The organism is Mesorhizobium sp. M0910 (assembly GCF_040319465.1).
Taxonomy (GTDB): Bacteria; Pseudomonadota; Alphaproteobacteria; order Rhizobiales; family Rhizobiaceae; genus Mesorhizobium.
Genome location: NZ_JAMYNZ010000002.1, coordinates 199,873 through 225,076 on the forward strand (window position 1 = coordinate 199,873; position 25,204 = coordinate 225,076).

Annotated in this window: 20 protein-coding genes, 1 tRNA gene and 1 pseudogene; 11 read left to right on the forward strand and 11 right to left on the reverse strand. The window is 64.2% G+C overall.

The window, feature by feature from the left end; genetic code table 11:
- Positions 1–97 precede the first annotated feature (97 nt).
- Both trxA and NKH78_RS04820 read right to left on the reverse strand, forming a co-directional pair.
- On the reverse strand, positions 98–1,090 hold the full coding sequence (gene trxA / locus NKH78_RS04815) for a thioredoxin (RefSeq protein ID WP_352507381.1): 993 nt from the start codon (positions 1,088–1,090) through the stop codon (positions 98–100).
- Positions 1,091–1,192: 102 nt separating this feature from the next.
- Positions 1,193–1,690, reverse strand: coding sequence for a prolyl-tRNA synthetase associated domain-containing protein (locus NKH78_RS04820; protein ID WP_254817917.1), 498 nt, complete (start codon positions 1,688–1,690; stop codon positions 1,193–1,195).
- A 232-nt stretch (positions 1,691–1,922) separates the two neighbouring features.
- Here NKH78_RS04820 and NKH78_RS04825 point away from each other — a divergent pair.
- A tRNA-Gly gene (locus tag NKH78_RS04825) sits at positions 1,923–1,997 on the forward strand.
- A 141-nt stretch (positions 1,998–2,138) separates the two neighbouring features.
- On the opposite strand, the pseudogene NKH78_RS04830 reads toward NKH78_RS04825, so the two are convergent.
- Positions 2,139–3,010, reverse strand: a pseudogene (locus tag NKH78_RS04830) (ferritin-like domain-containing protein).
- A 398-nt stretch (positions 3,011–3,408) separates the two neighbouring features.
- On the opposite strand from NKH78_RS04830, the gene NKH78_RS04835 reads away from it, so the two are divergent.
- The gene (locus NKH78_RS04835) at positions 3,409–3,759 is read left to right on the forward strand and encodes a hypothetical protein (protein ID WP_352882131.1); all 351 of its coding nucleotides are present in this window, start codon (positions 3,409–3,411) and stop codon (positions 3,757–3,759) included.
- A 188-nt stretch (positions 3,760–3,947) separates the two neighbouring features.
- On the forward strand, positions 3,948–5,186 hold the full coding sequence (locus tag NKH78_RS04840) for a M24 family metallopeptidase (protein ID WP_352507382.1): 1,239 nt from the start codon (positions 3,948–3,950) through the stop codon (positions 5,184–5,186).
- A 15-nt stretch (positions 5,187–5,201) separates the two neighbouring features.
- Here NKH78_RS04840 and NKH78_RS04845 read toward each other — a convergent pair whose 3' ends face one another.
- Positions 5,202–6,074, reverse strand: a complete 873-nt coding sequence (locus NKH78_RS04845) for a helix-turn-helix domain-containing protein (protein WP_352507383.1) — start codon at positions 6,072–6,074, stop codon at positions 5,202–5,204.
- Positions 6,075–6,180: 106 nt separating this feature from the next.
- On the opposite strand from NKH78_RS04845, the gene NKH78_RS04850 reads away from it, so the two are divergent.
- The 6 genes from NKH78_RS04850 (at position 6,181) to NKH78_RS04875 (ending at position 14,526) form a co-directional block, all read left to right on the forward strand.
- Positions 6,181–7,452, forward strand: coding sequence for an extracellular solute-binding protein (locus tag NKH78_RS04850; RefSeq protein WP_352738400.1), 1,272 nt, complete (start codon positions 6,181–6,183; stop codon positions 7,450–7,452).
- A gap of 234 nt (positions 7,453–7,686) precedes the next feature.
- Entirely contained in the window at positions 7,687–8,547 is an 861-nt protein-coding gene (locus tag NKH78_RS04855) for a carbohydrate ABC transporter permease (RefSeq protein WP_254817930.1), read from the forward strand.
- A complete protein-coding gene (locus NKH78_RS04860; RefSeq protein ID WP_352701196.1) occupies positions 8,544–9,410 on the forward strand; it encodes a carbohydrate ABC transporter permease in 867 nt (288 codons plus the stop codon). Before NKH78_RS04855 ends, NKH78_RS04860 begins: the two co-directional genes overlap by 4 nt.
- Before the next feature lie 8 nt (positions 9,411–9,418).
- A complete protein-coding gene (locus NKH78_RS04865) occupies positions 9,419–10,516 on the forward strand; it encodes an ABC transporter ATP-binding protein (RefSeq protein ID WP_023675944.1) in 1,098 nt (365 codons plus the stop codon).
- A 55-nt stretch (positions 10,517–10,571) separates the two neighbouring features.
- Entirely contained in the window at positions 10,572–12,605 is a 2,034-nt protein-coding gene (locus NKH78_RS04870) for an aldo/keto reductase (protein ID WP_352614659.1), read from the forward strand.
- Between the two features lie 139 nt (positions 12,606–12,744).
- Complete coding sequence (locus NKH78_RS04875) at positions 12,745–14,526, forward strand: NAD(P)-binding domain-containing protein (protein WP_352738402.1); 1,782 nt, start codon at positions 12,745–12,747, stop codon at positions 14,524–14,526.
- Positions 14,527–14,681: 155 nt separating this feature from the next.
- Here the strand turns inward: NKH78_RS04875 and NKH78_RS04880 are convergent, their stop codons facing one another.
- From NKH78_RS04880 to NKH78_RS04890, 3 genes are all read right to left on the reverse strand, one after another.
- On the reverse strand, positions 14,682–15,911 hold the full coding sequence (locus tag NKH78_RS04880; protein WP_352777777.1) for an amidohydrolase/deacetylase family metallohydrolase: 1,230 nt from the start codon (positions 15,909–15,911) through the stop codon (positions 14,682–14,684).
- 22 nt (positions 15,912–15,933) lie between these two features.
- Positions 15,934–16,299, reverse strand: a complete 366-nt coding sequence (locus tag NKH78_RS04885) for a RidA family protein (RefSeq protein ID WP_023675940.1) — start codon at positions 16,297–16,299, stop codon at positions 15,934–15,936.
- A gap of 187 nt (positions 16,300–16,486) precedes the next feature.
- The gene (locus NKH78_RS04890) at positions 16,487–16,915 is read right to left on the reverse strand and encodes an Lrp/AsnC family transcriptional regulator (protein WP_352474012.1); all 429 of its coding nucleotides are present in this window, start codon (positions 16,913–16,915) and stop codon (positions 16,487–16,489) included.
- A 123-nt stretch (positions 16,916–17,038) separates the two neighbouring features.
- Between NKH78_RS04890 and NKH78_RS04895 the strand changes: the two genes are divergently transcribed.
- Positions 17,039–18,142 (forward strand): saccharopine dehydrogenase family protein, encoded by a 1,104-nt coding sequence (locus tag NKH78_RS04895; RefSeq protein WP_352737887.1) that lies wholly within the window; start codon positions 17,039–17,041, stop codon positions 18,140–18,142.
- Positions 18,143–18,310: 168 nt separating this feature from the next.
- On the opposite strand, the gene lpdA is transcribed toward NKH78_RS04895, so the two are convergent.
- The 4 genes from lpdA to NKH78_RS04915 all read right to left on the reverse strand — a co-directional run bounded on the left by lpdA (position 18,311) and on the right by NKH78_RS04915 (position 23,618).
- The gene (gene lpdA / locus NKH78_RS04900; RefSeq protein ID WP_352737886.1) at positions 18,311–19,705 is read right to left on the reverse strand and encodes a dihydrolipoyl dehydrogenase; all 1,395 of its coding nucleotides are present in this window, start codon (positions 19,703–19,705) and stop codon (positions 18,311–18,313) included.
- Between the two features lie 263 nt (positions 19,706–19,968).
- Complete coding sequence (locus tag NKH78_RS04905) at positions 19,969–21,360, reverse strand: dihydrolipoamide acetyltransferase family protein (protein ID WP_352737885.1); 1,392 nt, start codon at positions 21,358–21,360, stop codon at positions 19,969–19,971.
- A gap of 9 nt (positions 21,361–21,369) precedes the next feature.
- Positions 21,370–22,383: an alpha-ketoacid dehydrogenase subunit beta gene (locus tag NKH78_RS04910; RefSeq protein WP_352737884.1), complete on the reverse strand. Its 1,014-nt coding sequence runs from the start codon at positions 22,381–22,383 to the stop codon at positions 21,370–21,372.
- Positions 22,384–22,385: 2 nt separating this feature from the next.
- Positions 22,386–23,618: a 3-methyl-2-oxobutanoate dehydrogenase (2-methylpropanoyl-transferring) subunit alpha gene (locus NKH78_RS04915; protein ID WP_254817940.1), complete on the reverse strand. Its 1,233-nt coding sequence runs from the start codon at positions 23,616–23,618 to the stop codon at positions 22,386–22,388.
- A gap of 428 nt (positions 23,619–24,046) precedes the next feature.
- Here NKH78_RS04915 and holA point away from each other — a divergent pair, with 428 nt between their 5' ends.
- Positions 24,047–25,093, forward strand: coding sequence for a DNA polymerase III subunit delta (gene holA / locus NKH78_RS04920; RefSeq protein WP_352614672.1), 1,047 nt, complete (start codon positions 24,047–24,049; stop codon positions 25,091–25,093).
- Positions 25,094–25,204 lie beyond the last annotated feature (111 nt).

A 25,204-nucleotide genomic window follows, 5' to 3' on the forward strand; every position in this document is an offset into this window, starting at 1 on the left:
CAACACCGGAAACCTGAAATCGAACGCCGTCCGAAAACCTAATCTGGCGCAGCTGCCGCCCACCGCAAGCCCGCGCGACAAAACAGTCTGCGCCGGCTCAGGAAAACAGCAGCGACGACAATTTGCGCCGTGCCGACAGCGTTGCTTCGTCGGTCATGCCCCATGCCTCGAAGAGCTGCAGCAACTGGGTTCTGGCGCCGTCGTCGTTCCACGAGCGGTCTGCCTTGATGATCGCCAGCAGATTGTCGGCCGCCGCCATGCGATCACCCTTGCCGTTCTGGATCATGGCAAGCTCGAACCGTGCCTGGTGATCCCCGGGATTTTCGGCCAGCCGCCGTTCCAGTTCCGCCGGATTGCCGAGCACTGCTGCTTGCGCGGCGAGCGCCATTTTGGCCCGCAGCGCGGCGAGCTGGGGCGCATCCTTCTTCGCTTCCGGCGCCCGCGCCAGCACCGCCTCGGCACCTTCGGCATCGCCGGCCTCGAACAGCAGGTCGCCCAAGCCGGCGATCGCCTCGATCGTCTCCGGCGCCTGTTCCAGGATGGCATCGTAGATGTCGGCCGCTGTCTGCACATCCCCGGCGTCGCGCGCCTCGGCAGCCGCGGCCAGCGCTTCGGCCACTTGCGGCGCGCCACCGTTCTTGCCGCCAACCTTCTGGATGAATTGCGTGATCTGGCTCTCGGGAATGGCGCCCATGAAGCCGTCGACCGGCTGGCCGTCCTTGAAGGCAATGACCGCCGGTATCGACTGGATGCCAAGCTGGCCGGCGATCGACGGATGGTCGTCGATATTCATCTTGACCAGCTTGACCTTGCCGCCGGCGGCTTTCACCGCCTTCTCCAGCAGCGGCGTCAATTGCTTGCAGGGGCCGCACCACGGCGCCCAGAAATCGACCAGCACCGGCTGGCGACGCGATTCCTGGATGACGTCTGCAGCAAATCCAGCGGTCGTTGTGTCCTTGATGACGTCGGCCGGCGCCTTCGCAAGCGCGACCTTCTCACGCGCGGCATCGGTGCCGCCATATTGCACGGTGGTGGCATACTGGCGGCCATTGCTGCCAAATGGGCCGCCAAAGGGGTTGCTATCGCTCATCTCTCGTCGCCTTTCGGTCGCGCCGCCGACCAAGGGACGGGCGCAACATCCTTCTTTAGAACCCGGTTTCAGTCACCCCGGTCTTAGTCACCCATGTGGCGATCATGCCGAGACTTTCAAGATAACAGCATCATGTCCGGTTGCCTCGACGAATTTGACCAGGTCCGCGGCAGCGATGGAAGTCGTCGCTTCATTGGTCAGCGGGTGGGCATTGACCACCGCATGGCTCATCAGCTTCTCGTCCAAAACGACCTTGACCCTTCGCTCGGTGTCGTTGATCAGCCCGAACACCGTGACCGCGCCCGGGACGACGCCGAGAAGCTCCATCAGCATCTCCGGCCGGCCGAAAGACACGCGCCCCGCAGCGCCGATCAGATGGTGGATCTGCTTGAGATCGACCACCGCCTCCTCGTCGACGCTGACCAGGAAGAAATTGTCCTTCTTGTCCTTGAGGAACAGGTTCTTGGTGTGGCCGCCGGCAATCTCACCGCGCAGCGCCTGCGAATCGGCGACCGTGAACAGCGGCGGATGCCGCCGCGTCGATACCTCGATCCCGAGTCCGGCAAGAAAGGCGAAAAGTTCGGCTTCGGTCTTCGGCATCGGTCTTTCTTCTGGTGGCCCGCTTTCAACGGCTTGTTTGGCTAACGCCGTTTACGGCCAATGATGCGGCCAAGACAAGTCCGTCGCGCAACGCGGGGGGTGATTGCCTTGCGACGTCCGGAGGAGCGCTTCTCCGCATTGCCGGCGAAGCAAAAAAGCCTGCGAATTCCCTGTTGCAATCGCCGCGCTCTTCAGCCATATAGGCGCGGCTTGCGGCCCAAAAGCCGCGCGAGCGGGTGTAGCTCAGGGGTAGAGCACAACCTTGCCAAGGTTGGGGTCGAGCGTTCGAATCGCTTCACCCGCTCCATTTCTCTCAAGGGAAATCAAGCATCGAAAAGCCGCGGTCCGCCGCGGCTTTTTCGTTTTTGCGCGCCAACAGGGCGCAGCGCGCCGAATCGGCTGGCCGCGCGCGCAAGTTCATTTGCCACGAGATTCATCCGCAGACCGCTCAGGTGCTTTTGAGCGTTCCGTTCATTCCGTTCGGGTAGAAGCCGCCCTTGCTGACGCCTTTCTGGTCGGTCAGATAGACGATCCGAAGCACTTCTTGCGGCGTCCTCGTGAAGGCGATTGCATCCGGGGTCGATGGAACGATATTGGCTTTGCCGTCCACTCGGATGCCCTGGTCCTTGTCTTCCGGTCCATCGATCTTGTCGCGGGCGTCGGAAACCGCATTGGCGGCCTTCCAGGCATCCTCGCCCATTCGGTAAAGCGACGATCGCGCCATCCCCATGTGGTAGGCCTCAACGGCCAGAATGCCAGCGGCGGCGGCCTGGAAATCCTTGTTTTTCAGAAGGGGCGCGGCGCCGGCATAGGCAGTGACGCCGACATCCTCGAACAGCATGCCGCCGAGCACGAAGTTCATCTGGTTGCCGAAAGGATCGAAGTCCGCTCCGAGCCCCGCCGCCTTGGCAACCGCCGCAAAGCCCGCATCGAAATCGATTGCCGGCCGGTCGACGGCATCGCTTCCAAGTGTCTTGCGATAGAACCTGACATGGGCAAGTTCGTTTTCGGCGACCTCACGCATGAACTCGCCGATTGCAGGCGTGTCAAAGCGAACCTGTTTGCCGCCAGCCACAGCGCCGGCCTTCGGGCCGGCATCCGAGTCATCGATCCCTTTTCCGGTTGTGCCGCGCAGGTAATATTCGGCTTCCATATATTGAGATTGAGGGCGAACCGGAAAATGTCTTCGTCTTTGACCTCATCCTGCGCATAGGCGCGGGAAACCGGGGCAAGCCCGGTGGCCGAAGCGAGCGTCGCTCCCAGGCCAAACTGCAATGCGCGGCGGCGTGAAACACGAAATGCAGGCGTGACGCGGATCATGGCTTCCTCCCAAAAGCCCGCCGGCATCAAACATTTTGGCACCTCAAAAGCGGGCCTGCGCTCCCAACTTCACGAACTGTGGAATGTTCCTCAATCGCCTTAAATGATCTCGCCGGATGGCGAGCACCGAGGTTTCCTCGATTGTAACCTCATGTCAGCCGACGCACATGCGCTGTAGCGGCGCTGGATCTGACGGCAGCAAAATCCAGCCGTTGCGGTCGTCCGAAGTACGCTGTCGATAAAATTCAGGACTTTTGCGTGCCGGTTTCGGACCAAGGTCCATCTTGCAGAATACTGTATTTGAACAAAGCTAGGTAACAGCCGGCTTTCACATTGGAAGTCCTGACGTTTTTCATTTGGAACCCATCCTGGCGGGAGGGCGACTCGAAGGAGGAACTATGAAAACGCGCACCTGTCTATTCGCGACTGTAGCCGCTCTCACCCTTGTCGCATCTCCGGTACTCGCTGCTCCCGGCGGCAATGGCAATGGCAATGGCAATGGCAACGGCAATGGCGGCAGCAACGGCAATGGCGGAAACTCGGCCGGGGCCGGCTCGCAGGGACACGGAGCCGCCACTTCCGCCGCGGCCAGGGACAAGTCGACGCACGGAGTTGCTCACGCAGCGGCGGTCGTTGCGACGACACCGGCCTCGCCACAGGCCACGTTGGCCTTGCAGGCAGCGCTGGCAAGGCAGACCGCGGATGACGCGGCAGACACTGCCGACGACACTTCCGACGAAACCGAATAAAGCTTTCGAAGCAGCCGCTTTTTGTGTTGAAAAGCCGCGGTTCGCCGCGGCTTTTTCGTTTCCCGACGACGAACTCTCAAGGTGAACAGCGCTTCCAGAAAAAAGCTGCTCCACGGCGGCACTGAAGCTACGCTAAGGCCAAACGCCGCCGCATCGGCGTCGGTTTCGATTGCATTCGAGGAGATCCCATGACCGGCTTTGTCGACCGCGAGCGCGCGACTGACCTGATGCAGCGCGCCGGCATCGAGGCGCTGGTGCTTTGCGAGCCCGAGGCGTTCCAATATGCCACCGGTGCCTGGATCGGCCCGGCAGGCCTGTTCCGGCGGGCCGGCGCCGGTTTCGTCGTTATTCCCAAGCGAGGCAACCTGCCGATCGGCGTCGTGGTGGCGGATTTCCAGGCTGCCCAGCTCCCGGCGGCGATGGCCGGCGCCATGGTACGCACGCATCCGATCTGGATCGAATCGGCGTCGCTCGAGCCGGCGACGGCCGACCGGCCTGTTGCGCAGCGCATCGAGGCCGGCCTGGTTGGCCGCGCCCCCGGTTTTTCACGTCCGGCGACCTTCGAGCTTGCCCGCTCCGTCCGCGAGCTGAAGACGATCCTCGCAGAATTCGGGCTGGAGCGTGCGACGCTCGGCATCGAGCTGGATTTCGTCTCGGCCAGCGATTTTTCCGCGATGCAGGCGATGTTGCCGGGCACTGCCCTGGTCAACGGTTCGCCGATCCTCGACCGGCTGCGGGCGATCAAGTCGCAGAGCGAGATCGACCTGTTGCAGCAGGGCATCGTCCTGTCGGAGGCCGGCCTGTCGCGGCTGCAGCAGCATGCAGCGGCCGGCATGCGTCAGTCTGAGCTGGTCGCGCTTTACCGGCAAGGCGTCGCGGATGTAGCCGGCGGGTCGTCGCAGCAAATCTCGACGGCGGAATACGTCACGCTGGGCGCTCGCCCAAAAGGCGCCGACGCGGTCGCCGCCGCCGGCGATCCGCTGAAGGCCGACATGGTGTGCAGCGTGAACGGCTATGCCTCGGATATGTCGCGGAATTTCACCTTCGGGCCGCCGTCGCCCGAACAGGCCGAATTGCATGCGATAGCCGAACGCGCCTTCGCCGACGGGCTTGCCGCGCTTATGCCCGGAAAGCCGTTGGCCGCCGTGCATCGCGCCGCCAGTGACAGCCTGGCGCGCCAGGGCCTGCGTTCCTATCGCCGCGGCCATTTCGGCCACGGCGTCGGCCATTCCGTGTTTTCCGAGCAATGGCCGTTCATCTCGGCCGACTGCGATGTCGCGATCGAACCCGGCATGGTGCTGGCATTCGAGATTCCGCTCTACATCGACAGTCTCGCCAGCTTCAATCTCGAGGACCAGTTCCTGATCACCGCCAACGGGCCGTCGCCGATGAACCGCCTGCCGAGACGTCTGGGGGTTATCGGCTGAATCCAGCCGGCGCCCTTATCTGGCGCCGGCCACGCCCCTGCGGAAATCCGACGGCGACATGCCGGAAAGCTTGCGGAACGACTTGTTGAACGCGCTGAGCGAGCCGAAGCCCGATTCCATGGCGACGCGCAGCACATTGGCATCCTGATGCATCAGCAGCGCCTGCGCGTAGCTGAGGCGCAGCAGATTCACATATTCATTGAGCGTCATGCCGGTCGATTTCTTGAAGATGCTCATGGCGTATTTGGGATGGATGTCGGCCGCCGCGGCGATGTCGACGCAATCGATCTCGTAGAGGAAATTCTCGGCGATGAAGTCGCACATGCGCCCGACATTGCGCAGCGATTGCTGATCGAACGGGCTGCCTAGCTCCTGTTCGACCGGCGTTTCCGGCACCAGCCGGTAGGGCTCGAACCGCACCCGCTCAAGCCGCAGCAAAAGCTCGTTGACGGCATGCTCCGCCTTGACCGGGTCGCCGGAGCGGGCATAGCGGTTCCAGCGCTCGAAATTGTGGTCGTCCGACCGGTCGGTGGCGTCGGTCACCAGCGTCGCGCCGGTCATCAGCCTGTTGCGGACGTCGACGGGCAAATGCAGCCGGAAGAAATGAACCAGCGGCAGATGCGCACCGGCGTAGATGGCATCGTCGGAGGCTTCGTCCATCTGGTGCGGCAGGCCGCCCCAGAACAGGCACATGTCGCCCGCAGAAAGCGAAAGCCCGTGCCCGTCCATGCGGTAATGCACGGCGCCACGCACGATGAAATTCACCTCGACCTGGGCATGCCAATGTGGCTTGAGCATCACCAGGGGCTGGGTGTGGAACATTTGCAGCAGCAGCGGCAGGCCCTCCACGCTGCTGGCGCCAGGCTGGTAAAACGGCCTTTCCGGCATCTTACTTTCCGCTCATTTCTTATTCCCTTTGTCGCGGACAAGGCTTTCCCGAAGCCTAGTCTAGCCACGCTCGCAAACAGAGAGCAACTGAAATGGGAGGATTTCAATGCGCTTAAAATTGACCTGCGCCGCGCTCGCGCTTGCCTTAGGCTCCAGCCCGGCCTTTGCGCAGTCCGGTGAAATCACGATCTGGAGCTGGAACATCGCCGCTTCGTCGCTGAAGGCCACCATAGCGGGCTTCAACAAGCAGTATCCCGACATCAAGGTCACGGTCGAGGACCTCGGCAACCAGCCGACCTACGACAAATCAATCGCCGGCTGTGCCGCCGGCGGCGAGGGCCTGCCGGACATCGTGACGATCGAGAACGGCGAAGCCGAAAACTACTGGAGCCAGTTCCCGGATTGCTTCGTCGACCTGCATACGCTCGGCTACACCGCGGAAGACCAGGCAAAATTCCCCGACTTCAAGCGTACCGAGCTCGAGGTTGACGACAAGGCCTATGCGATGCCCTGGGATTCGGGCCCTGTAGCGATGTTCTACCGCCGCGACTTCTATGAGAAGGCCGGCGTCGACCCGTCTTCGATCAAGACCTGGGACGATTTCATCGCCGCCGCAAAGAAGATCCAGGCCGCCAATCCCGGCGTGACGATGACCAACGCCGATTTCAACGGCGATTCCGAATTCTTCCGCATGATCTCCAACGAGCAGGGCTGCGCCTATTTCTCCGCCGATGGTCAATCGATCACCGTCAATCAGCCCAAATGCGTCGATGCCATGACCAAGATCAAGGAGATGAAGGACGCCGGCATCATTTCCTCTGCCGACTGGAGCACCAAGATCACCAACAACACCGCCGGCAAGGTCGCCAGCCAGATGTATGGCGGCTGGTATGAAGGCACCATACGCACCGAGTCGCCCGATGGCGCAGGCAAATGGGGCGTCTATCTGATGCCGAGCCTGACCGCCGACGGTCCGCGCGCCGCCAATCTCGGCGGCTCCTCGCTCGCCATCACTTCGGTGTCGAAGAACAAGGAAGCCGCCTACGCCTATCTGAAATACACGCTAGGGACGAATGAGGGCCAGATCACCATGCTGAAAGGCTTCGGCCTGGTACCGTCGCTGATCTCGGCGCTCAACGACCCTTACGTCTCCGAAGGCCTGCCCTATTGGGGCGGCCAAGCCGTGTGGAAGGACATCCTCGGCACCTTACCCAAGGTCGTCCCCAGCCGCGGCACTCCGTTCCAGAGCGACGCCGAAATCATCATCCGCGCGGTGCAGACCAAATATCTGGCCAGCGGCTATCCCGACGCCAAGGCAGCGCTCGACGATGCCGCAAGCCAGATCGCCGCGGCGACCGGCCTGCCGGTCAAGTCGTGATCTGATACGGGATGGCTCCAGACTTCGTGATCTATTTCGAACGCTGGCGCTGCCCCTCACCCTTACCCTCTCCCCATAAAGAACGGGGAGAGGGGGATCGCCAGCGTTGCGGCCAAGCCGGCAGGCGGATGAGGGGCGACGCTGGCCTTCGAACAAGCCGCCGTTTGCGGCGGCGCATCACCTGAACATCAACACCGCGCGCCCCAGCAGGCGAAAGCAGAAAGGAGGAAAGGAATGCGCTACCAGAACGCCACGGCTTATCGCTTTCTCGCGCCCTATCTGCTGATCTTCTCGATCTTCTGGCTGTGGCCGATCATCGATTCCTTCCTGATCTCGTTCCAGGCGACGCGCACCGTGCCGTGGCGGTTCGCGCCGACCTTCAACTGGGGCCGGCTGATCGGCGATCCCGCCTTCTTCAATGCCTTGAAGAACACATTGCTGATCCTCGTCATCCAGGTGCCGGTGATGATTTCCCTGGCGATAGTGATGGCGGTGCTTTTGAATTCGCCGCTGCTCAAGGCACGTGGCCTGTTCCGCTTTGCCTTCTTCGCGCCAGTCGTGGTCGGTGAGGTCGCCTATTCGGCGGTTTTCCGGCTGATGTTCAATCTCGACTACGGCATCATCAACAAATTGCTGAACAGCATCGGCCTGCCCAGTGTCGACTGGTTTACCAACGTCACCCCGGCGATGGCGGTGATCATGATGGCGGTGACCTGGCGCTGGGCCGGCTACAACGCCATCATCCTGCTCGCCGGCCTGCAGTCCATCCCCGAGGATGTCTACGAGGCGGCGACCCTGGACCGGGTCAGCAAGGTCAAACAGTTCTTTTACATCACGCTGCCGCTGCTCAAGCCGATCATCGTGTTCTGCGCCGTGCTGTCGATCATCGGCACCATGCAGCTGTTCACCGAGCCCTTCCTGATTACCGAGCGCGGCGGGCCGGGCGGCGGCACCGAAACGCTCGGGCTGCTGCTTTACCGCCAGGGCTTCCGGTCGCTCAATTTCGGCTACGCTTCGGCCGTCGCCTACACCATGGCCGGGCTGGCGATTGCCATTTCGCTGGTGCAGATATGGCTGACGAGGGAACCGAAATGACCTCGCGCTCCCCAATCAGCCATTCCCAGGTCAGCCGTTCCCAGGCCAGATTGGGCCGCAGCATCGCGCTGCATCTGTTCCTGACGCCGCTGGCGCTGGTCTGGCTGTTTCCGCTGTGGATGATGGTGGTCTTTTCCACGATGCCCGACAATGGCATCTTCAGCCCCGACATCGAGCTTTTGCCGCACGGCAATTTCCTCGACAATGTCAGCAATCTGCAGCGCGGCACCAATTTCATCGGCGCCATCGGCATCTCCGTCTCGGTGGCGGTGACCTATACCTTCCTGTCGGTGATGCTCACCTCGATGGCCGGCTGGGCGCTGGCGCGTTACAACTTCTTCGGCAAGGGCATGGTCGTAGCCATCATCTTCGGCACCATCACGCTGCCCTATGCGGTCGTGCTGATCCCGCAATTCATCATGGTGGCGCGCGACTTCAAGCTCGCCAACACCTGGGTGGCGCTGATCGTGCCGCCGCTGTTCAACTCGCTGGGCGTGCTGTTCATGCGGCAGAGTTTTTCGATGATGCCGCACGAGCTGTTCGACGCGGCCAAGGTCGAGGGCGTCAAGGAATGGCGGATATTCCTGTTCGTCGCATTGCCTCTGGCGCGGCCGATGCTGGCGGCGCTCGCCATCATTCTCTTCCTTGCTTCCTGGAACAATTATCTGTGGCCGCTGCTGATCAATTCCAAGCCGGGCGCAATGACCGCGCCGGTGGCGCTCGGCACGCTGATCGGTCTCACCAAGGTGTCCTGGGGCGGCATCATGGCGGGCGCGGTGATGCTGACGGCGCCAATGCTCGTCGTGTTCGTGCTTCTGCAGCGCCATTTCGTCGCCGGCATCGCCGCCGGCGCCATCAAGTAAGGATCAGCATGGCTGCAGTCACACTCAAAAACGTCATCAAGCGCTTCGGCGTCTTCGAAATCGTCCACGGCGCCAATATCGATATCGATGACGGCGAATTCGTCGTCTTCGTCGGCCCTTCCGGCTGCGGCAAGTCCACGCTGCTCCGGATGATCGCCGGGCTCGAGGACATCAGCGACGGCGAGATCGCCATTGGCGGCAAGGTGGTGAACGACGTCGAGGCGGCCGATCGCGGCATCGCCATGGTGTTCCAGTCCTACGCGCTCTATCCGCACATGACGGTCGAGCAGAATCTGAGCTTCGGCCTGAGAATGACCGGCAACCCCAAGGCAGATACCGAGCGGCGGGTGAAGCGGGCTTCCGAAATCCTGCGCATCGCCGAGCTGATGAAGCGGCGGCCGCGGCAATTGTCGGGCGGCCAGCGCCAGCGCGTCGCCATCGGCCGCGCCATCGTGCGCGAGCCGCAAGTGTTCCTGTTCGACGAACCGCTCAGCAATCTCGACGCCGAGCTCAGGGTGCAGATGCGCGTCGAGATATCGCGCCTTCACAAGGAGCTTGGCGTTACCATGGTCTATGTGACGCACGACCAGACCGAGGCGATGACACTGGCCGACAGGATCGTCGTCCTCAACGCCGGCAACATCGAGCAGATCGGCGCGCCGCTCGATCTCTACGACGACCCCGCCAACCGCTTCGTTGCCGGCTTCGTCGGCTCCCCGAAAATGAACTTTCTGGCGGCGAAAATGGTCGGGGCCGACAACGGCGCTGCGGTCGTCGAACTGGTCAATCATCGCGGCGCGCGACTGCGCAAGCCGCTTTCGGATGCTCTGCCTGCGACAGGCGGCGATGTCGTGCTTGGCGTGCGGCCGGAGCATTTCTTCGACGCCGGCCAGGGCGATTGCGACCTTACCCTCAAGGCCGACGTCGCCGAGCACTTGGGATCGGTGAGTTATGTCTATGCCAATTCCGGTACCGGGGGCGGACGCGAGGAACTGATCATCGAGCGCGAGGCCTCGCGGCATCGCGCGAATGGCGACGACCTGGTGGTGTCGATCAAAGCCGACCGCTCGCTTCTCTTCGACGCCACCGGCGCACGCATTCGCTAACCCATCTTTCTTTTGTCCGATCGCGATTGCTCGCGGCCACCCACGGAGATTTGACATGACGTCCAAACCAGAAAAAGTTCGCTGGGGCATTCTCGGGCCCGGCAACATCGCCAAGGCTTTTGCCGGGGGCGTCGCCCATTCGCGCACCGGCACATTGGTCGCCTTAGGGGCGCGCAATCCCGGCAAGGCGGGGCTCACCGAGGCTTTCCCCGGCGCCCGCATCCTGGACGGCTACGAGGCTTTGGTTGGCGATCCGGATGTCGACGCGATCTATATTTCGACGCCGCATCCGAGCCATGCCGAATGGGCGATCAAGGCGGCCGAGGCCGGAAAGCACGTGCTTTGCGAAAAGCCGCTTGGCCTGACCGCATTCGAAGCCGACGCCATGATCCATGCCGCGCGCAAGGCCGGCACCTTTCTCGGCGAAGCCTTCATGTACCGGCTGCATCCGCAGACGGCCAAGCTGGTCGAGCTGATCAGGGCCGGCGCGATCGGCGACATCAAGATGATCAAATCCAGCTTCGGCTTCGCCATGCCGGGCTTCATGCCGGAGCACCGGCTTTACGCCAAGGATCTCGCCGGCGGCGGCATTCTCGATGTCGGCGGTTATCCCGTCTCGATGGCGCGGCTGATTGCCGGCGCAGCAGTGGGAAAGCCCTTCGCCGAGCCGGACAAAGTCGTCGGCGCTGCGCATCTCGGCCAATCCGGCGTCGACGAATGGGCGTCGGCGCTGTTGCATTTTCCGGGCGGCATCGTCGCGGAAGTGTCCTGCAGCATCTCGCTCGCTCAGGACAATGTCTTGCGTATTGTCGGCAGCAAAGGCCGCATCGAGGTGGCGGATTTCTGGTATGCCAGCGGCCAGCAAGGCGGCACCGGCGAAATCCGCATCATCCGTCCGGGTGACACCGAGGTGGTCGAGGTCACGGAGGACGGCTGGCTGTACGCATTTGAGGTCGACGCCGCCGGCGAGGCCATTCTCGGCGGAATGCAGGAGTTCGCCTGGCCCGGCATGGGCTGGGCCGACAGTCTTGGCAATCTGCGCGTGCTCGACAAATGGCGGGCCGCGATCGGGCTCGAATACGACATCGAGAAACCAGCAAAGCGCGTCAACACGATCTCCGGACGGAAGCTGCGCTCCGGCGGAACCGCCATCCCCAAGCGCAGCATTCCGGGCCTGCCGCGGCCGGCCTCGTGCCTGGCGCTCGGCTTCGAGGATTTCCGCACCTTTTCGTCGGGCGCCATCCTGCTCGATGCCTATTTCGAGGCCGGCGGCAATCTGTTCGACACCGCCTTCGTCTACGGCTCCGGCTATACCGAGACGCTGCTCGGCCAGTGGCTGAAGAACCGCGGCGTGCGCGAGCAGTCGGTGGTCATCGGCAAGGGCGCGCACTCGCCGCTCTGCTATCCCGACGTCATCGGCAAGCAGCTCACCCAGTCGCTCGAACGGCTGCAGACCGACCATATCGACGTCTATTTCATGCACCGCGACAATCCGGACGTGCCGGTCGACGAGTTCGTCGATGCGATGGACCGCGAGGTCAAGGCCGGCCGCATTCGCGGTCCGTTCGGCGGCTCGAACTGGACGATGGACCGCATGGACAAGGCGATTGCCTATGCCGAGCGCACCGGCAAGCAGAAGCCCGGCGCGCTTTCCAACAATTTCTCGCTGGCCGAGATGCTGGAGCCGATCTGGGCAGGCTGCGTCACCTCCTCCAGCGACGAATGGAAGGCCTGGCTCGCCGCCCGGCAGATGCCGAATTTCGCCTGGTCGAGCCAGGGCCGCGGCTTCTTCACCGACCGCGCCGGGCGCGACCGGCGCGATAATGAGGAGCTGGTCCGGGTCTGGTATTCGGAGAGGAATTTCGGCCGTCGCGACCGCGCCATCGAGCTCGCCAAACGGCTGGGCAAAAGCCCGATCCACGTCGCGCTAGCCTATGTGCTGGCGCAGCCGTTTCCGTCCGTCCCGCTGATCGGGCCGCGCACGCTCGACGAGTTGGAAGACAGCCTCCAGGCGCTCGACATCTCACTTTCGCCGGACGATCTCGCATGGCTGGATAGCGGTTCGGATCAGGCCCGCGCGCGGGCCTGACGGCAGCGGCAGTCGCTTCGGCCTACGCTGCGCCCTTAGCTTCCGGACTGTTTGCACGGCCCTTACCCTCTCCCGCAAAGAACCGGGAAAGGGTAAGAATGAGGTCAGCGCAAAGGCCACTGGAAGTTAGGCAAGACAGATGCTCGACATCGCACCGACGAAACAGGCTGCCACCTGGCTCGATTCCTTTGCCCGGGCGCTCGAGGCCGGCGACGTCGAGGCGGCAACCAATTTGTTCGTCGAGGACTGCTACTGGCGCGATCTCTTGACCTTCACCTGGAACGTCAGGACGATGGAGGGCCGCGTCGCGATCCGCGACATGCTGGCGGCGACGCTGGCAACGACAAAACCTGCCCGGTGGCAGCTCAGCGGCGAAGCGACTTCGGACGAAGGCACGATCGAAGCCTGGTTTTCTTTCGAGACGTCATCGGCGTGGGGCCAAGGCATCATGCGCCTCAGGGACGGCAAATGCCGGACACTGTTTACCGCGATGAGCGATCTCAAGGGGTTTGAGGAGCGCAAGGGCCCGGCGCGGCCGCTGGGTGTCCGCCACAAGGCCGATCCGGAGCGCGAGACCTGGCTGGAGGCGAGGGCGCGCGAGACGCGTGAACTCGGCGCCGGCCAGCAGCCTTATTGCCTGGTCATCGGCGGCGGCCAGGGCGGCATCATGCTGGGCGCCCGGCTCCGGCAATTGGCCGTGCCGGCCATAGTCATCGAGAAGAACGCTCAGGCCGGCGATTCCTGGCGCAATCGCTACCGCTCGCTCGTGCTGCACGACCCGGTCTGGTACGACCATCTGCCCTACATACCGTTTCCCGAGAACTGGCCCGTGTTCACGCCCAAGGACAAGATGGGCGACTGGCTGGAGATGTATACGCGCGTCATGGAGCTCAACTACTGGACCTCCACGACATGCGTGAGCGCGTCCTATGACGAGACCGAAAGGGTCTGGACGGTCGAGCTCGATCGCGCCGGCGAGCGCATCACGCTAAGGCCGAAGCATATCGTCTTTGCGACCGGCGCCTATGGCCCGCCCAGGCGCATCGACCTGCCGGGTGCCGATGTCTTCAACGGCGAGATCCTGCATTCCAACCAGTATTCCAGCGGCGAGAAATTCCGCGGCAAAAAGGTCGCCGTCATCGGCGCCGCAAGTTCCGGCCATGACGTCAGCGTCGACCTCTGGGAGAGCGGCGCCCAGGTGACGATGGTCCAGCGCTCGCCGACGACGGTGGTCAAGTCGGACACGCTGATGGAGATCGGTTTCGAGATCTTTTCGGAAAAGGCGCTGGCCCGCGGCATCACCACCGAGAAGGCCGACATGATCGTCGCCTCGACGCCGTTCGCGCTGCTGCCGCAAGGCCAGCGGGCGCTTTACGACATCATCAAGGCGCGCGACGCGGCCTTCTACGATCGTTTGCGCGGCGCCGGCTTCGCCATCGATTTCGGCGACGACGAGACCGGGCTCCTGATGAAGGCCTACCGCACCGGCTCGGGCTTCTACATCGATGTCGGCGCTTGCGACCTGATCATCGACGGCGAGATCGGCATCCGCAGCGGCGTCGGGATCAAGTCGCTGACGCCGACAGGCATCCTCTTCGACGACGGCACCGAACTGGCGGCCGACGCAATCATCGCCTGCACCGGCTATCTCTCGATGAACGAAACGGTGGCGGCGATCGTCTCGCGCGAAGTCGCCAACAAGGTCGGCCCGTGCTGGGGGATTGGCTCGGGCGTGAAAGGCGACCCGGGTCCATGGCAAGGCGAATTGCGCAACATGTGGAAGCCGACGGCACAGGAAGCGCTGTGGTTCCACGGCGGCAATCTGGCGCTGTCGCGCTTCTATTCGAAGTTCGTCGCGCTGCAGATCAAGGCGAGGATGGAAGGCATTGCGACGCCGGTTTATGGAGCGGCGGGGCGGTGAAGCTGTGATCTCCCCCTTTGAGGGGGAGATGGCCGGCAGGCCAGAGGGGGTCGCCGCGCGTCGAGCGCCAGCCTCCATCCGTTGCAGGAAGACGAGCCCGGTCGAACCGACCCCCTCTGTCGCCTTCGGCGACATCTCCCCCTCAAGGGGGGAGATCACCCACGCCCGAAATGCCGGCTCGCCACCTCGACATGCGTGTCGTGCGCATGCGCTTCGAAACGCTCGGTTTCGCCGAGATCGTCCACCGCCTCGTTCGGCCACCAGCTGCCGCCGACCACGATTCCGTCCGAGACCAGCCTTTGCTCGGCGACCAGCGAGGCGCCGACCGAATCGACAAAGGTGAAGCGGCCCGGACGCAGCCGCAGCACCGCGATGTCGCCGACCGCACCCACCGCAAGCCTGCCGAGATCGGGCCTGGCGATCGCTTCGCCAGGGCGCTGCGTGGCGGCGCGCAGCACCTCGACCAGCGGCATGCCGAGCGCCAGCAGCTTCGACATGCAGACCAGGATGTCGAAGGCCGGCCCGTCGACGCAGTAGAGATGCACGTCGCTGCTGATCACGTCCGGCGCCAGCCCCTCGCCGAGCATCGCCTTGGCCACCTCGAAATCGAACGAGCCCATGCCGTGGCCGATATCGAAGATGACGCCGCGCTCGCGCGCCAGCCGCATATCTGGCCGCACCGCCCCCGAGGCGAAGACCGGCGCGTTGGGAAACGGCCGGAAGCAGTGGGTGAGGATGTCGCCCTTGCGCAGCCGCGGCAGCACTTCCGAGCGGCCCGGCGGCGGCTCGTCTATGTGCGCCATCAGCGGCAGGCCGGCTTTGTCGGCGGCTTCGAGCGCGAGATCGACCGGCGCGATGCCGCTGGTGCCGCCGGCATGGCGACCCGAGCGGACCTTGATGCCGACAACCACGTCCGCGTGCTCGCGAGCCGCCGCTACCGTCTCGCGCGGTTCGCAGAGCCGGAGGTCGCTACACTCGCCGACCGCCACGGTCTGCGAGAAGCCGAATATGCCGGCAAAGGAAATGTTGACGTAAGCCAGAATACGGACTTTCGAGCGCTCGATGACGTGGCGGCGAAAGCCGAGGAAATTGCCGGCACCGGCACTTCCGGCATCGATGAAGGTGGTGGTGCCGCTCTTTGCGGCGAGCCGGTCGGCATCGACGCCGAGCGACGTGCCGCCCCAATAGACATGGCTGTGCAGGTCGATCAGGCCCGGCGCGACGATCGAGCCCGTGGCATCGATGACGCGGGCGGCACGTTCGAAGGGGATTTCGGTGTCGATCGCGGCGATACGGCCGTCGGCAATCGCCAGATCGCGCTGCGCGTCGAGGCCGGACGCCGGATCGATGAGGCGGCCGCCTTTTATCAGGAGATCGAATTGCATCGCGCCTGTCTCCACTTTCCCGTCACGCCGGCCTGTAGGCAACGGCCTCGACCTCGATCTTGATGTCGATCATCAGCCGCGACTCCACTGTCGTGCGCGCCGGCGGGTCTTTCGGGAAATGCCGGGCGTAGACGGTATTGAAGATGCCGAAATCGCGGGCGTCTTCGAGCCAGACCGTCGTCTTGACTACGTCGTCCAGGGTACAGCCGGCCAGCGCCAGTGCCGCCTTGACGTTCGACAGCACCTGCTCGGTCTGTTCGGCGATGCCGCCCTTGACCACCAGCCCGTCTGTGCCGACCGGCACCTGGCCTGAGACATAGACGAAGTCGCCGGCCCTGACCGCCGGCGACAACGGCACATGGGATTTTCCAAAACACTGCTTGGGCAAGGAGGCCTCCTCTGGAAATCGTTGCGTGACCGAGCGACTTGTCAGCTTGGCGCGAGAGGACGCGGCCTCTCTGCGAGTCTCATCCAACATCTTCGAAGCCTATATCGCTTTGCCGCGAGAGCGCCAGAACGATCACTGCGCTCGGTGATCCTTCGCGTCAGCATCTGGACCCGCGACACCAGCCCGCTCAGCGGTCGATCCGCGTCGACAGGATGATCGACGACGACGTGCGCTCGACTCCGTCCATGGCGCCGATCTGGTCGAGAAGCGTGTCGAGATCCCTGATCGAAGGCGCCTCGACGATGACGATCATGTCGAAATTGCCGCTGACCGAGTGCAGCGTGCGAACCGGTGCCAGCGCCTGCAGGCTGCGCACCACCTTGTCGGCAAGCTTGGGGGTTACGGTGAGCAGGACATGCGCCCTGACCAGCCCCTGCTCGTAATCCGGCGACAGCCTGACCCCATAGCCGGCGATGATGCCGCGCTGTTCCAGCCGCTCGATCCGGCTTTGCACCGTCGTTCGTGAGACGCCGAGCCGCCGCGCCAGTTCGGCGGTCGAGGCGCGCGCATTGGTGCGCAGCAGGGAAAGCAGAGCCTGGTCGGCATCGCTGAGCATTTCGACGAACCTTACCGGCACATTGCCCAAAGAGAGGCTGCGTTTCGTACAATCTCACGCTTCCTTTCGACAGGCAAGCTGCGATTCTAACCCTGAATTTAGCATTGGTGCGAGGGACCGGTCATGAAGGAAATCATCGTCGTCGGCGCCGGCAAGATCGGCTCGACCATTGCCGAGATGCTGGCTTCCACGGGCGACTACCAGGTCACGCTTGTCGACCGCTCGGCGGCGCAGTTCGGCGCGGCCGAACTGCCTGAAACGGTCGAGACGCTGGAACTCGACATCGAGGCCGCCGGCACCCTCGAAGCGGCCCTGGCCGGCAAATTCGCGGTGCTCAGCGCCGCGCCCTTCCATCTGACCACGCGCATCGCCGAGGCGGCGGCCAGCGCCGGCGTGCACTATCTCGATCTGACCGAGGACGTCGTCAGCACCAGGCGGGTCAAGGAACTGGCGCGTTCCGGCAGCAGCGCCTTCATCCCGCAATGCGGTCTGGCGCCGGGCTTCATCTCGATAGTTGCCAACGATCTCGCCAGCCGCTTCGACACGCTGGAAAGCGTGCGCATGCGGGTCGGCGCGCTGCCGCAGTACCCGTCGAATGCGCTGAACTACAATCTGACCTGGAGCACCGACGGCGTCATCAACGAATATTGCGAGCCTTGCGAGGCGATCGTCGAAGGCGAGCTGATCGAAGTGCCGCCGCTCGAGGAGCGTGAAGAATTCTCGCTCGACGGCGTCACCTATGAGGCGTTCAACACCTCGGGCGGGCTGGGCACGCTGGCCGAAACGCTGAAGGGCAGAGTGCGAACGCTGAACTACCGCACCATCCGCTATCCCGGCCATGCGGCGATCATGAAGGCGCTGCTCAACGACCTCGGCCTGCGCCACCGCCGCGACGTGCTGAAGGACATTTTCGAAAGCGCCCTGCCGGCGACGCTGCAGGACGTGGTTATCGTCTTCGTCACCGTCAGCGGCCGCAAGAACGGTCGTCTGCTGCAGGAAACCTACGCTAACAAGATCTACGCCAGGCGCGACGGCGAAACGGTGCGCAGCGCCATCCAGATCACCACCGCATCGGCCATCTGCGCGGTGCTCGACATGCTCGCCGACGGCAGCTTGCCGGCCAGGGGCTTCATCAAGCAGGAGGACATCGCGCTCGACGCGTTCCTGGCCAACCGCTTCGGCCGCGCCTATGCGCAGCACGAGATGGTTAGCCGGCTTGCGGGGTGAGCTGCGTAATCTCCCCCCTCGAGGGGGAGATGTCGCCGAAGGCGACAGAGGGGGTCGCCTCGCGTAGAGCGTCAACCTCCATCTGTCGCAAGGGAGGTCGCATCCAGTCGAACCGACCCCCTCTGGCCTGCCGGCCATCTCCCCCTCAAGGGGGGAGAGCGCGAGCCATCAGACATGCAGTGCGTGCCCCAGCGCCTTCAGCGCCGCTTCCGGAAAACCCTCGCCCTGTGTCGGATGGGCATGGATCGTCCCGGCGATGTCCTCCAGCGTCGCGCCCATCTCCAGCGCCAGCCCAAACGCCGTCGACAGTTCCGACACGCCCTGGCCGACGGCCTGGATGCCAAGCACCAGATGGCTGTCCGCCCGCGCCACTACCCGGACGAATCCGTCATCGCCCAACTTCGTCATCGCCCGGCCATTGGCGGTGAAGGGAAACAGTCCGACCTTGATCTCGCCACGCGTCTTGGCCTCCTCCGGCGACAGGCCCGCGGTGACCAGCTCCGGGTCGGTGAAGCAGACAGCCGGGATCGCTCGTCTGTCCCAGCTGCGTTTGTGGCCGGCGACGATCTCGGCGACCATTTCGCCTTGCGCCATCGCCCGGTGCGCCAGCATCGGCTCGCCGGTGACGTCGCCAATGGCAAGGATACCACGCATCGAGCTGCGGCACTGGTCGTCGATGCGGATGAAGGGTCCGGCCATGTCGAGGTCGATCTGCTCCAACCCCCAGCCTTCGGTCACCGGCTTGCGACCGACCGTGACCAGCACCTTGTCGGCGGCAATCTTGCCGTTCTTGCCGCCATTCGTCTCGACCAGCAGCGCGTCGCGCTTAGTGGACAGCCCCTTGGCCTTGGCGTTCACGAGCACCTCGATGCCGAGTTCGGCCAGCCGCTTCACCACCGGCCGGGTCAGTTCCATATCATATTGCGCCAGCACGCGCGGCAACGCCTCGACCACGGTCACCTTGGCGCCCAGCTTGGCAAAGGCGATGCCGAGTTCCAGCCCGATATAGCCGCCGCCGACCACCGCCAGCCTCTCCGGAACTTCGCTCAGCGCCAGCGCCTCGGTCGACGAAATGACCGGACCGCCGAACGGCAGCGATGGCAGCTCGACCGGCGCCGAGCCGGTCGCTATCACCACCGTTTCGGCGCGGATCACCTGCATGCCGATCTCGGTCTCGACGGCAACGGTCTTGCCGTCGCGAAATGTCGCCCAGCCATGCACCGTCTTCACGCCAGCTTTCTTCAGCAGGCCGGCGACGCCGTTGTTCAGCCGGCTAACGATGCCGTCTTTCCAGGCAATGGTCGCCGCGAGATCAAGCGACGGTGCCGCGACCGTTATGCCGAGTGGGCTTTTGCCGCCGGCCATGTGCGAGAGCTTTTCGAACTCTTCGGCTGCATGGATCAGCGCCTTTGACGGGATGCAGCCGACATTGAGGCAAGTGCCGCCCGGTCTGCCTGCCTCGACGATCACTGTGTCGATGCCCAGCTGCCCGGCGCGGATGGCACAGACATAGCCGCCCGGACCGGCGCCGATGACCAGCAGCTTGCAGGAGATTTCCTTCATGTCAGCTGCGTCCTTTCGGGGATAAATGCCCCACCATCCGGCCGCTGCGCGCCTTTCCTTCTCCCCCTGTGGGAGAAGGTGGATCGGCGCGTAGCGCCGAGACGGATGAGGGGTGTTGGACGGAGTGCGGTAGGTGCCAAGCTGGAGCACCCCTCATCCGTCGCCTTCGGCGACACCTTCTCCCACAAGGGGAGAAGGGGGAGCCAGCGTCCCGGCGCCCCATGCTGCCGGGCGAGGGGGCCTTTGCGACCGTTCTCATCTCCTCAGTCCACAAAAATCAGCGCCGGCGTTTCCAGCAGCGTCTTTATCCGCTGGATAAACACCGCCGCGTCCCAGCCGTCGATGACGCGGTGGTCGAAGCTGGAGGACAGGTTCATCATCTTGCGCGGGATGAACTGACTGCCGTCCCATACCGGCCGCACCATCATCTTGTTGACGCCGACGATCGCCACTTCCGGATGATTGATCACCGGCGTCGTCGCCACGCCGCCCATGGCGCCCAGCGAAGTGATGGTGATGGTCGATCCCGAGAGTTCGTCGCGCGTCGCCGTGCCGGATTTTGCCGCCTCGGCCAGCCTGACAACCTCGGCTGCACAGTCCCAGATGTCGCGCGCCTCGGCGTGCTTGACCACCGGCACCATCAGCCCGGAAGCCGTCTGCGCGGCGATGCCGATATGGACGCCGCCATGCTGGTGGACGATGCCGGCTTCGTCGTCGAACAGTGCGTTGACATTGGGCTGGTCGGCGATTGCCTTGACCATCGCCCGCATCAAGAACGGCAGCAGCGTCAGCTTCGGCCTGTCCGCGCCCGGCCGCTTCTCCTTGTTGAGCGCGGCGCGCAAATCCTCGAGCGCGGTGACGTCGATCTCCTCGACATAGGTGATATGCGGGATGCGCGACTTGGCCAGCGTCATCTTCTCGGCGATCTTTCGCCTGAGTCCGACTATCTTGATGTCCTCGACCGCCTCGTTGCGGGCAAGGCCGGAAACCTTGGCGAGCCGGGGTCCGCGCGCCAGGAAAGCCTCGATATCCTCGTGCCGGATGCGCCCGGCCGCGCCGGTTCCCGGGACCTGCCGAAGGTCGATGCCGGCCTCTTTCGCCCTCAAGCGGACGGCCGGCGAGGCCAGTGGCTTTTCGCCCTCGGGGCGCGGCGCACCGACCGGCACTATACCCCCGAAAGCCGGCGCAGTACCCCCACCCCTAAACCCTCCCCACAAGGGGGAGGGGGACTCCGTATCCGCCGTTCGTGCGCCCTCGGTTCTTGGCACATGCCCGACCAAGGGCGAGCTGGACCTGGCTTCGGCTTTGGCGGCCGAAGCTCGTCCCCCTCCCCCTTGTGGGGAGGGGCTAGGGGTGGGGGTAGGTGCCACCTCACCCTCCGCCGATTTCGCGCCTGCGTTCACATTTCCCTCGCCGGCCACCTTCAACCTGACAATCGGCGAGCCGATCGCCACCGTGTCGCCGATCTCGGCGCCCAACCAGACGATCTCGCCATCGACGGGCGACGGAATTTCGACCGTCGCCTTGTCGGTCATGACAGCGGCAAGCACGGCGTCCTCGCGCACGAGATCGCCGACCTTGACCTGCCATTCGACGAGCTCGGCCTCGGCGACGCCTTCGCCGACATCGGGCAGCTTGATGACATATTCGCCCATCGTCCCCCCTCAGGCTTCCATCGTTTCGATCAGCGCGCGGCCTAGCCGGGCAGGACCGGGAAAATAGTCCCACTCCTGCGCATGAGGATAGGGCGTGTCCCAGCCGGTGACCCGCGCCACCGGCGCTTCCAGATGGTAGAAGCAGTTCTCCTGGACCAGCGCCGAAAGTTCGGCACCGAACCCCGATGTCAGCGTCGCCTCGTGCACGACCACGCAGCGCCCGGTCTTGTTGACCGAGGCGACGATCGTCTCGAGGTCGAGCGGCAGCAGTGTCCTCAGATCGATGATCTCGGCATCGATCCCGGTCTCCTCGGCTGCCGCCTGGGCGACATAGACCATCGTGCCGTAGGCAAGCACGGTGACCGCCGCACCCGGCCGTCGGATCACCGCCTTGCCGAGCGGCACCGTGTAATGGCCGTCGGCAACCTCGCCGAGCTCATGTTTCGACCATGGCGTTACCGGCCGCTCGTGATGACCGTCGAAGGGGCCGTTGTAGAGCCGCTTCGGCTCCAGGAAGATCACCGGGTCCGGATCCTCGATCGCCGCGATCAAAAGGCCTTTGGCGTCATACGGATTCGAGGGCACCACGACTTTCAAGCCGGAGACGTGGGTGAACAGCGCCTCCGGGCTCTGGCTGTGGGTCTGGCCGCCGAAAATGCCGCCGCCGGTCGGCATTCTCACGACGATCGGGCAGGTGAAATCGCCGTTCGACCGGTAGCGCAGCCGCGCCGCTTCCGAGACAATCTGGTCATAGGCCGGATATACATAGTCGGCAAACTGCACCTCGACGCAAGGCTTCAGCCCGTAGGCGGCCATGCCGATGGCCGCGCCGACAATGCCGGATTCGCTGATCGGCGCATCGAAGCAGCGGCCCTTGCCGTATTTCGCCTGCAGGCCTTGCGTGCAGCGGAAGACGCCGCCGAAGAAGCCGACATCCTCGCCGAACACGATGACTTGGCTGTCGCGTGCCATCGACACGTCCATGGCGTCGCGGATCGCCTCGATCATGGTCCGCCGCGGCATGGTCAGACCCCTGCCTGTTGGCGCTGGCGCCTGAGATGCGGCGGCATCTCGGCATAGACGCCCTCGAACATGTCGCGCGCCGAGGGCTTGCCGCCGGCATGCAGCGTGCCGTGGCGCTCGGCCTCCCGCTGCGCCGAAATCACCGTGTCGAGGATTTCCGCCTCGGCCTGGGCGTGGCGCTCGTCCGACCAGACGCCGCGCTGGATGAGATGGTTCTTCAGCCTGACGATCGGGTCACCGAGCGGCCAGGCATCGGACTCGGCCTTCGGCCGGTAGGCCGACGGGTCGTCGGAGCTCGAATGGGCGCCGACGCGGTAAGTGACGTATTCGACCAGCGTCGGCCCGAGATTGCTGCGCGCCCGTTCCGCCGCCCATTTGGCCACCGCATGGACGGCGAGATAGTCGTTGCCGTCGACGCGCAGCGACGGAATACCGAAGCCGAGCCCACGGGCGGCAAAAGTACCGGAGCCGCCGCGGGCGATGCCCTGGAAGGTCGAGATCGCCCACTGGTTGTTGACGACGTTGAGCACGACCGGCGCCTTGTAGGTCGAGGCGAACACCAGCGCCGAATGGAAGTCGGACTCGGCGGTCGAACCGTCGCCGATCCACGCGGCGGCGATCTTTGAATCGTTGCTGATTGCCGAGGCCATCGCCCAGCCGACCGCCTGGATGTACTGCGTCGCCAGATTGCCGGAGATAGAGAAGAAGCCGTGCTCCTTCGATGAATACATGATCGGCAATTGCCGCCCTTTCAGCGGATCGGCCTCGTTCGAATAGATCTGGTTCATCATCGTGACCATCGGGTAGCCGTCGGCGATGAGCAGGCCGGCCTGCCGATAGGTCGGAAAATTCATGTCGCCCCGCGACAGCGCCTTGCGGAAGGCGCAACTCACTGCCTCTTCGCCGAGATGCTGCATGTAGAAAGAGGTCTTGCCCTGGCGCTGCGCCATCTGCATGCGCGCATCGAAGCTGCGCAGCGTCATCATATGGCGCAGCCCCTCCAGCAACTCGTCGTCCGAAAGCAGCCCTGCCCACGGCCCGACCGCCTCGCCGGCGCGGTTGAGCACGCGAATGATCGAGAAGGCCAGATCGCGGATGTCGCGCGGGTCGACGTCGATCTTCGGGCGCGGCACCGAGCCAGCTTTTGGAATGCTCACATTAGAGAAATCCGGCGTCCCGCCCGGCCGCACTTCCGGTTCCGGAACATGGAAGCGCAGCATTCCGGCATCGGCCATGATCTCGGTCCTCCACTGTTGCCCGGCCAGGATATTTGCACACCGCCAGACCAGTGCCAATTCGTCGGGCGAGGCTTCGCTGCCGCTGGCTGCTGCCCGCGGCCGACAGGATGGAGATATGTCGGCGAAATTTCTTGTCGATCTTGCGCGCCGGCGCGCAATTTGGGAGATGATTGCGCCGGGTTTCCCGCCAGATAAGGCATGCGTCGGGTTGGGCGGCGCGAGCACCTCCTTCTCCCCTTGTGGGAGAAGGTGGCCGAGCGAAGCTCGGTCGGATGAGGGGTGTTCCAGCTTGGCAAGGACGGCACTCCGTCCAGCACCCCTCATCCGTCTTGGCGCTGCGCGCCAATCCACCTTCTCCCACAAGGGGAGAAGGAAAGGAGGGCGGCGCCGTTCACCCCGCGCCCGCGTCATGCTAATCAGCGCCCATGGCACAAAAGAAAGCATACGAGGTCGATGCATGGCTCGCGAAGCCGGATCCGCGCGTCTCGATCGTGCTGCTTTACGGTCCCGATCGCGGGCTGGTTGCCGAGCGGGCAAAGGCCTTTGCCGGCAAGACCGGCCTGCCGCTCGACGATCCGTTCTCGGTCGTCAGGCTGGACGGATCGGAAGTCGATCGCGACGAGGGCCGTCTGCTCGACGAGGCGCGCACCGTGCCGATGTTTTCGGAGCGGCGCCTGCTATGGGTGCGCAACGCCGGCGCTCAGAAGGCGCTTGCCGATGACGTCAAGGCGCTGACGTCGGAGCCCGCGCGGGACGCCATCATCCTCATCGAGGCCGGCGACTTGAAGAAGGGCGTCGGCCTGCGCGCCGTGGTGGAGGCGGCGGATAATGCCATGGCATTGCCTTGCTATGCCGATGAGGCCAGGGATATCGATACGGTCATCGACGACGAACTGCGCAAGGCCGGCATGTCGATGACACTGGAGGCGCGGCAGGCGCTGCGCCGCAATCTCGGCGGCGACCGGCTGGCCTCGCGCGGCGAGATCGAAAAGCTGGTGCTTTACGCGCATGGCCAGGCCGAAATCGGCCTCGACGACGTCAAGGCGACGTCTGGCGATGTCTCGGGCCTCTCCTTCGACGCGGCGGTCGACGCCCTGCTCGAAGGCAGGATCGCCGACTTCGACACCGCCTTCACCCGCCATTGCCAGTCCGGCGGCCAGCCCTTTCTGGTACTTTCATCGGCGATGCGGCAGTTGCAGGCGATTCAGGCGATGCGCGGCCTGATGGACGCCGGGGGCCGCAATGCCGCTTCGGTCGTAGCCGCGGCGCGCCCGCCGGTGTTTTTCTCCAGGCGCAAGCTGGTCGAGAAAGCCCTCGAACGCTGGAGCAGCGAGGCGCTCGGCCGCGCCCTCAACCGCCTGCAGACGGCGGTTCTGCAGACACGCCGGCGGCCGGATCTGTCGGTCGCGCTGGCACGCCAGGCCCTGCTCGGCATTGCCGTGGAGAGCGCCAGGCTGGCGCAGCGCACCTGATCTCCCCCCTTGAGGGGGAGATGTCGCCAAAGGCGACAGAGGGTCACAGCGCGTAGAACACCAGCCCCTTCCGCGACGACAGAGGAGGTGGGCGCTTGAAATTTGACGACC

Bases quoted from the DNA above. Each gene is read 5' to 3' on its own strand.
- trxA (WP_352507381.1), bottom strand. From the start codon at position 1,090: ATGAGCGATAGCAACCCCTTTGGCGGCCCATTTGGCAGCAATGGCCGC.
- NKH78_RS04820 (WP_254817917.1), bottom strand. From the start codon at position 1,690: ATGCCGAAGACCGAAGCCGAACTTTTCGCCTTTCTTGCCGGACTCGGG.
- NKH78_RS04835 (WP_352882131.1), top strand. From the start codon at position 3,409: ATGAAAACGCGCACCTGTCTATTCGCGACTGTAGCCGCTCTCACCCTT.
- NKH78_RS04840 (WP_352507382.1), top strand. From the start codon at position 3,948: ATGACCGGCTTTGTCGACCGCGAGCGCGCGACTGACCTGATGCAGCGC.
- NKH78_RS04845 (WP_352507383.1), bottom strand. From the start codon at position 6,074: ATGCCGGAAAGGCCGTTTTACCAGCCTGGCGCCAGCAGCGTGGAGGGC.
- NKH78_RS04850 (WP_352738400.1), top strand. From the start codon at position 6,181: ATGCGCTTAAAATTGACCTGCGCCGCGCTCGCGCTTGCCTTAGGCTCC.
- NKH78_RS04855 (WP_254817930.1), top strand. From the start codon at position 7,687: ATGCGCTACCAGAACGCCACGGCTTATCGCTTTCTCGCGCCCTATCTG.
- NKH78_RS04860 (WP_352701196.1), top strand. From the start codon at position 8,544: ATGACCTCGCGCTCCCCAATCAGCCATTCCCAGGTCAGCCGTTCCCAG.
- NKH78_RS04865 (WP_023675944.1), top strand. From the start codon at position 9,419: ATGGCTGCAGTCACACTCAAAAACGTCATCAAGCGCTTCGGCGTCTTC.
- NKH78_RS04870 (WP_352614659.1), top strand. From the start codon at position 10,572: ATGACGTCCAAACCAGAAAAAGTTCGCTGGGGCATTCTCGGGCCCGGC.
- NKH78_RS04875 (WP_352738402.1), top strand. From the start codon at position 12,745: ATGCTCGACATCGCACCGACGAAACAGGCTGCCACCTGGCTCGATTCC.
- NKH78_RS04880 (WP_352777777.1), bottom strand. From the start codon at position 15,911: ATGCAATTCGATCTCCTGATAAAAGGCGGCCGCCTCATCGATCCGGCG.
- NKH78_RS04890 (WP_352474012.1), bottom strand. From the start codon at position 16,915: ATGCTCAGCGATGCCGACCAGGCTCTGCTTTCCCTGCTGCGCACCAAT.
- NKH78_RS04895 (WP_352737887.1), top strand. From the start codon at position 17,039: ATGAAGGAAATCATCGTCGTCGGCGCCGGCAAGATCGGCTCGACCATT.
- lpdA (WP_352737886.1), bottom strand. From the start codon at position 19,705: ATGAAGGAAATCTCCTGCAAGCTGCTGGTCATCGGCGCCGGTCCGGGC.
- NKH78_RS04905 (WP_352737885.1), bottom strand. From the start codon at position 21,360: ATGGGCGAATATGTCATCAAGCTGCCCGATGTCGGCGAAGGCGTCGCC.
- NKH78_RS04910 (WP_352737884.1), bottom strand. From the start codon at position 22,383: ATGCCGCGGCGGACCATGATCGAGGCGATCCGCGACGCCATGGACGTG.
- NKH78_RS04915 (WP_254817940.1), bottom strand. From the start codon at position 23,618: ATGGCCGATGCCGGAATGCTGCGCTTCCATGTTCCGGAACCGGAAGTG.
- holA (WP_352614672.1), top strand. From the start codon at position 24,047: ATGGCACAAAAGAAAGCATACGAGGTCGATGCATGGCTCGCGAAGCCG.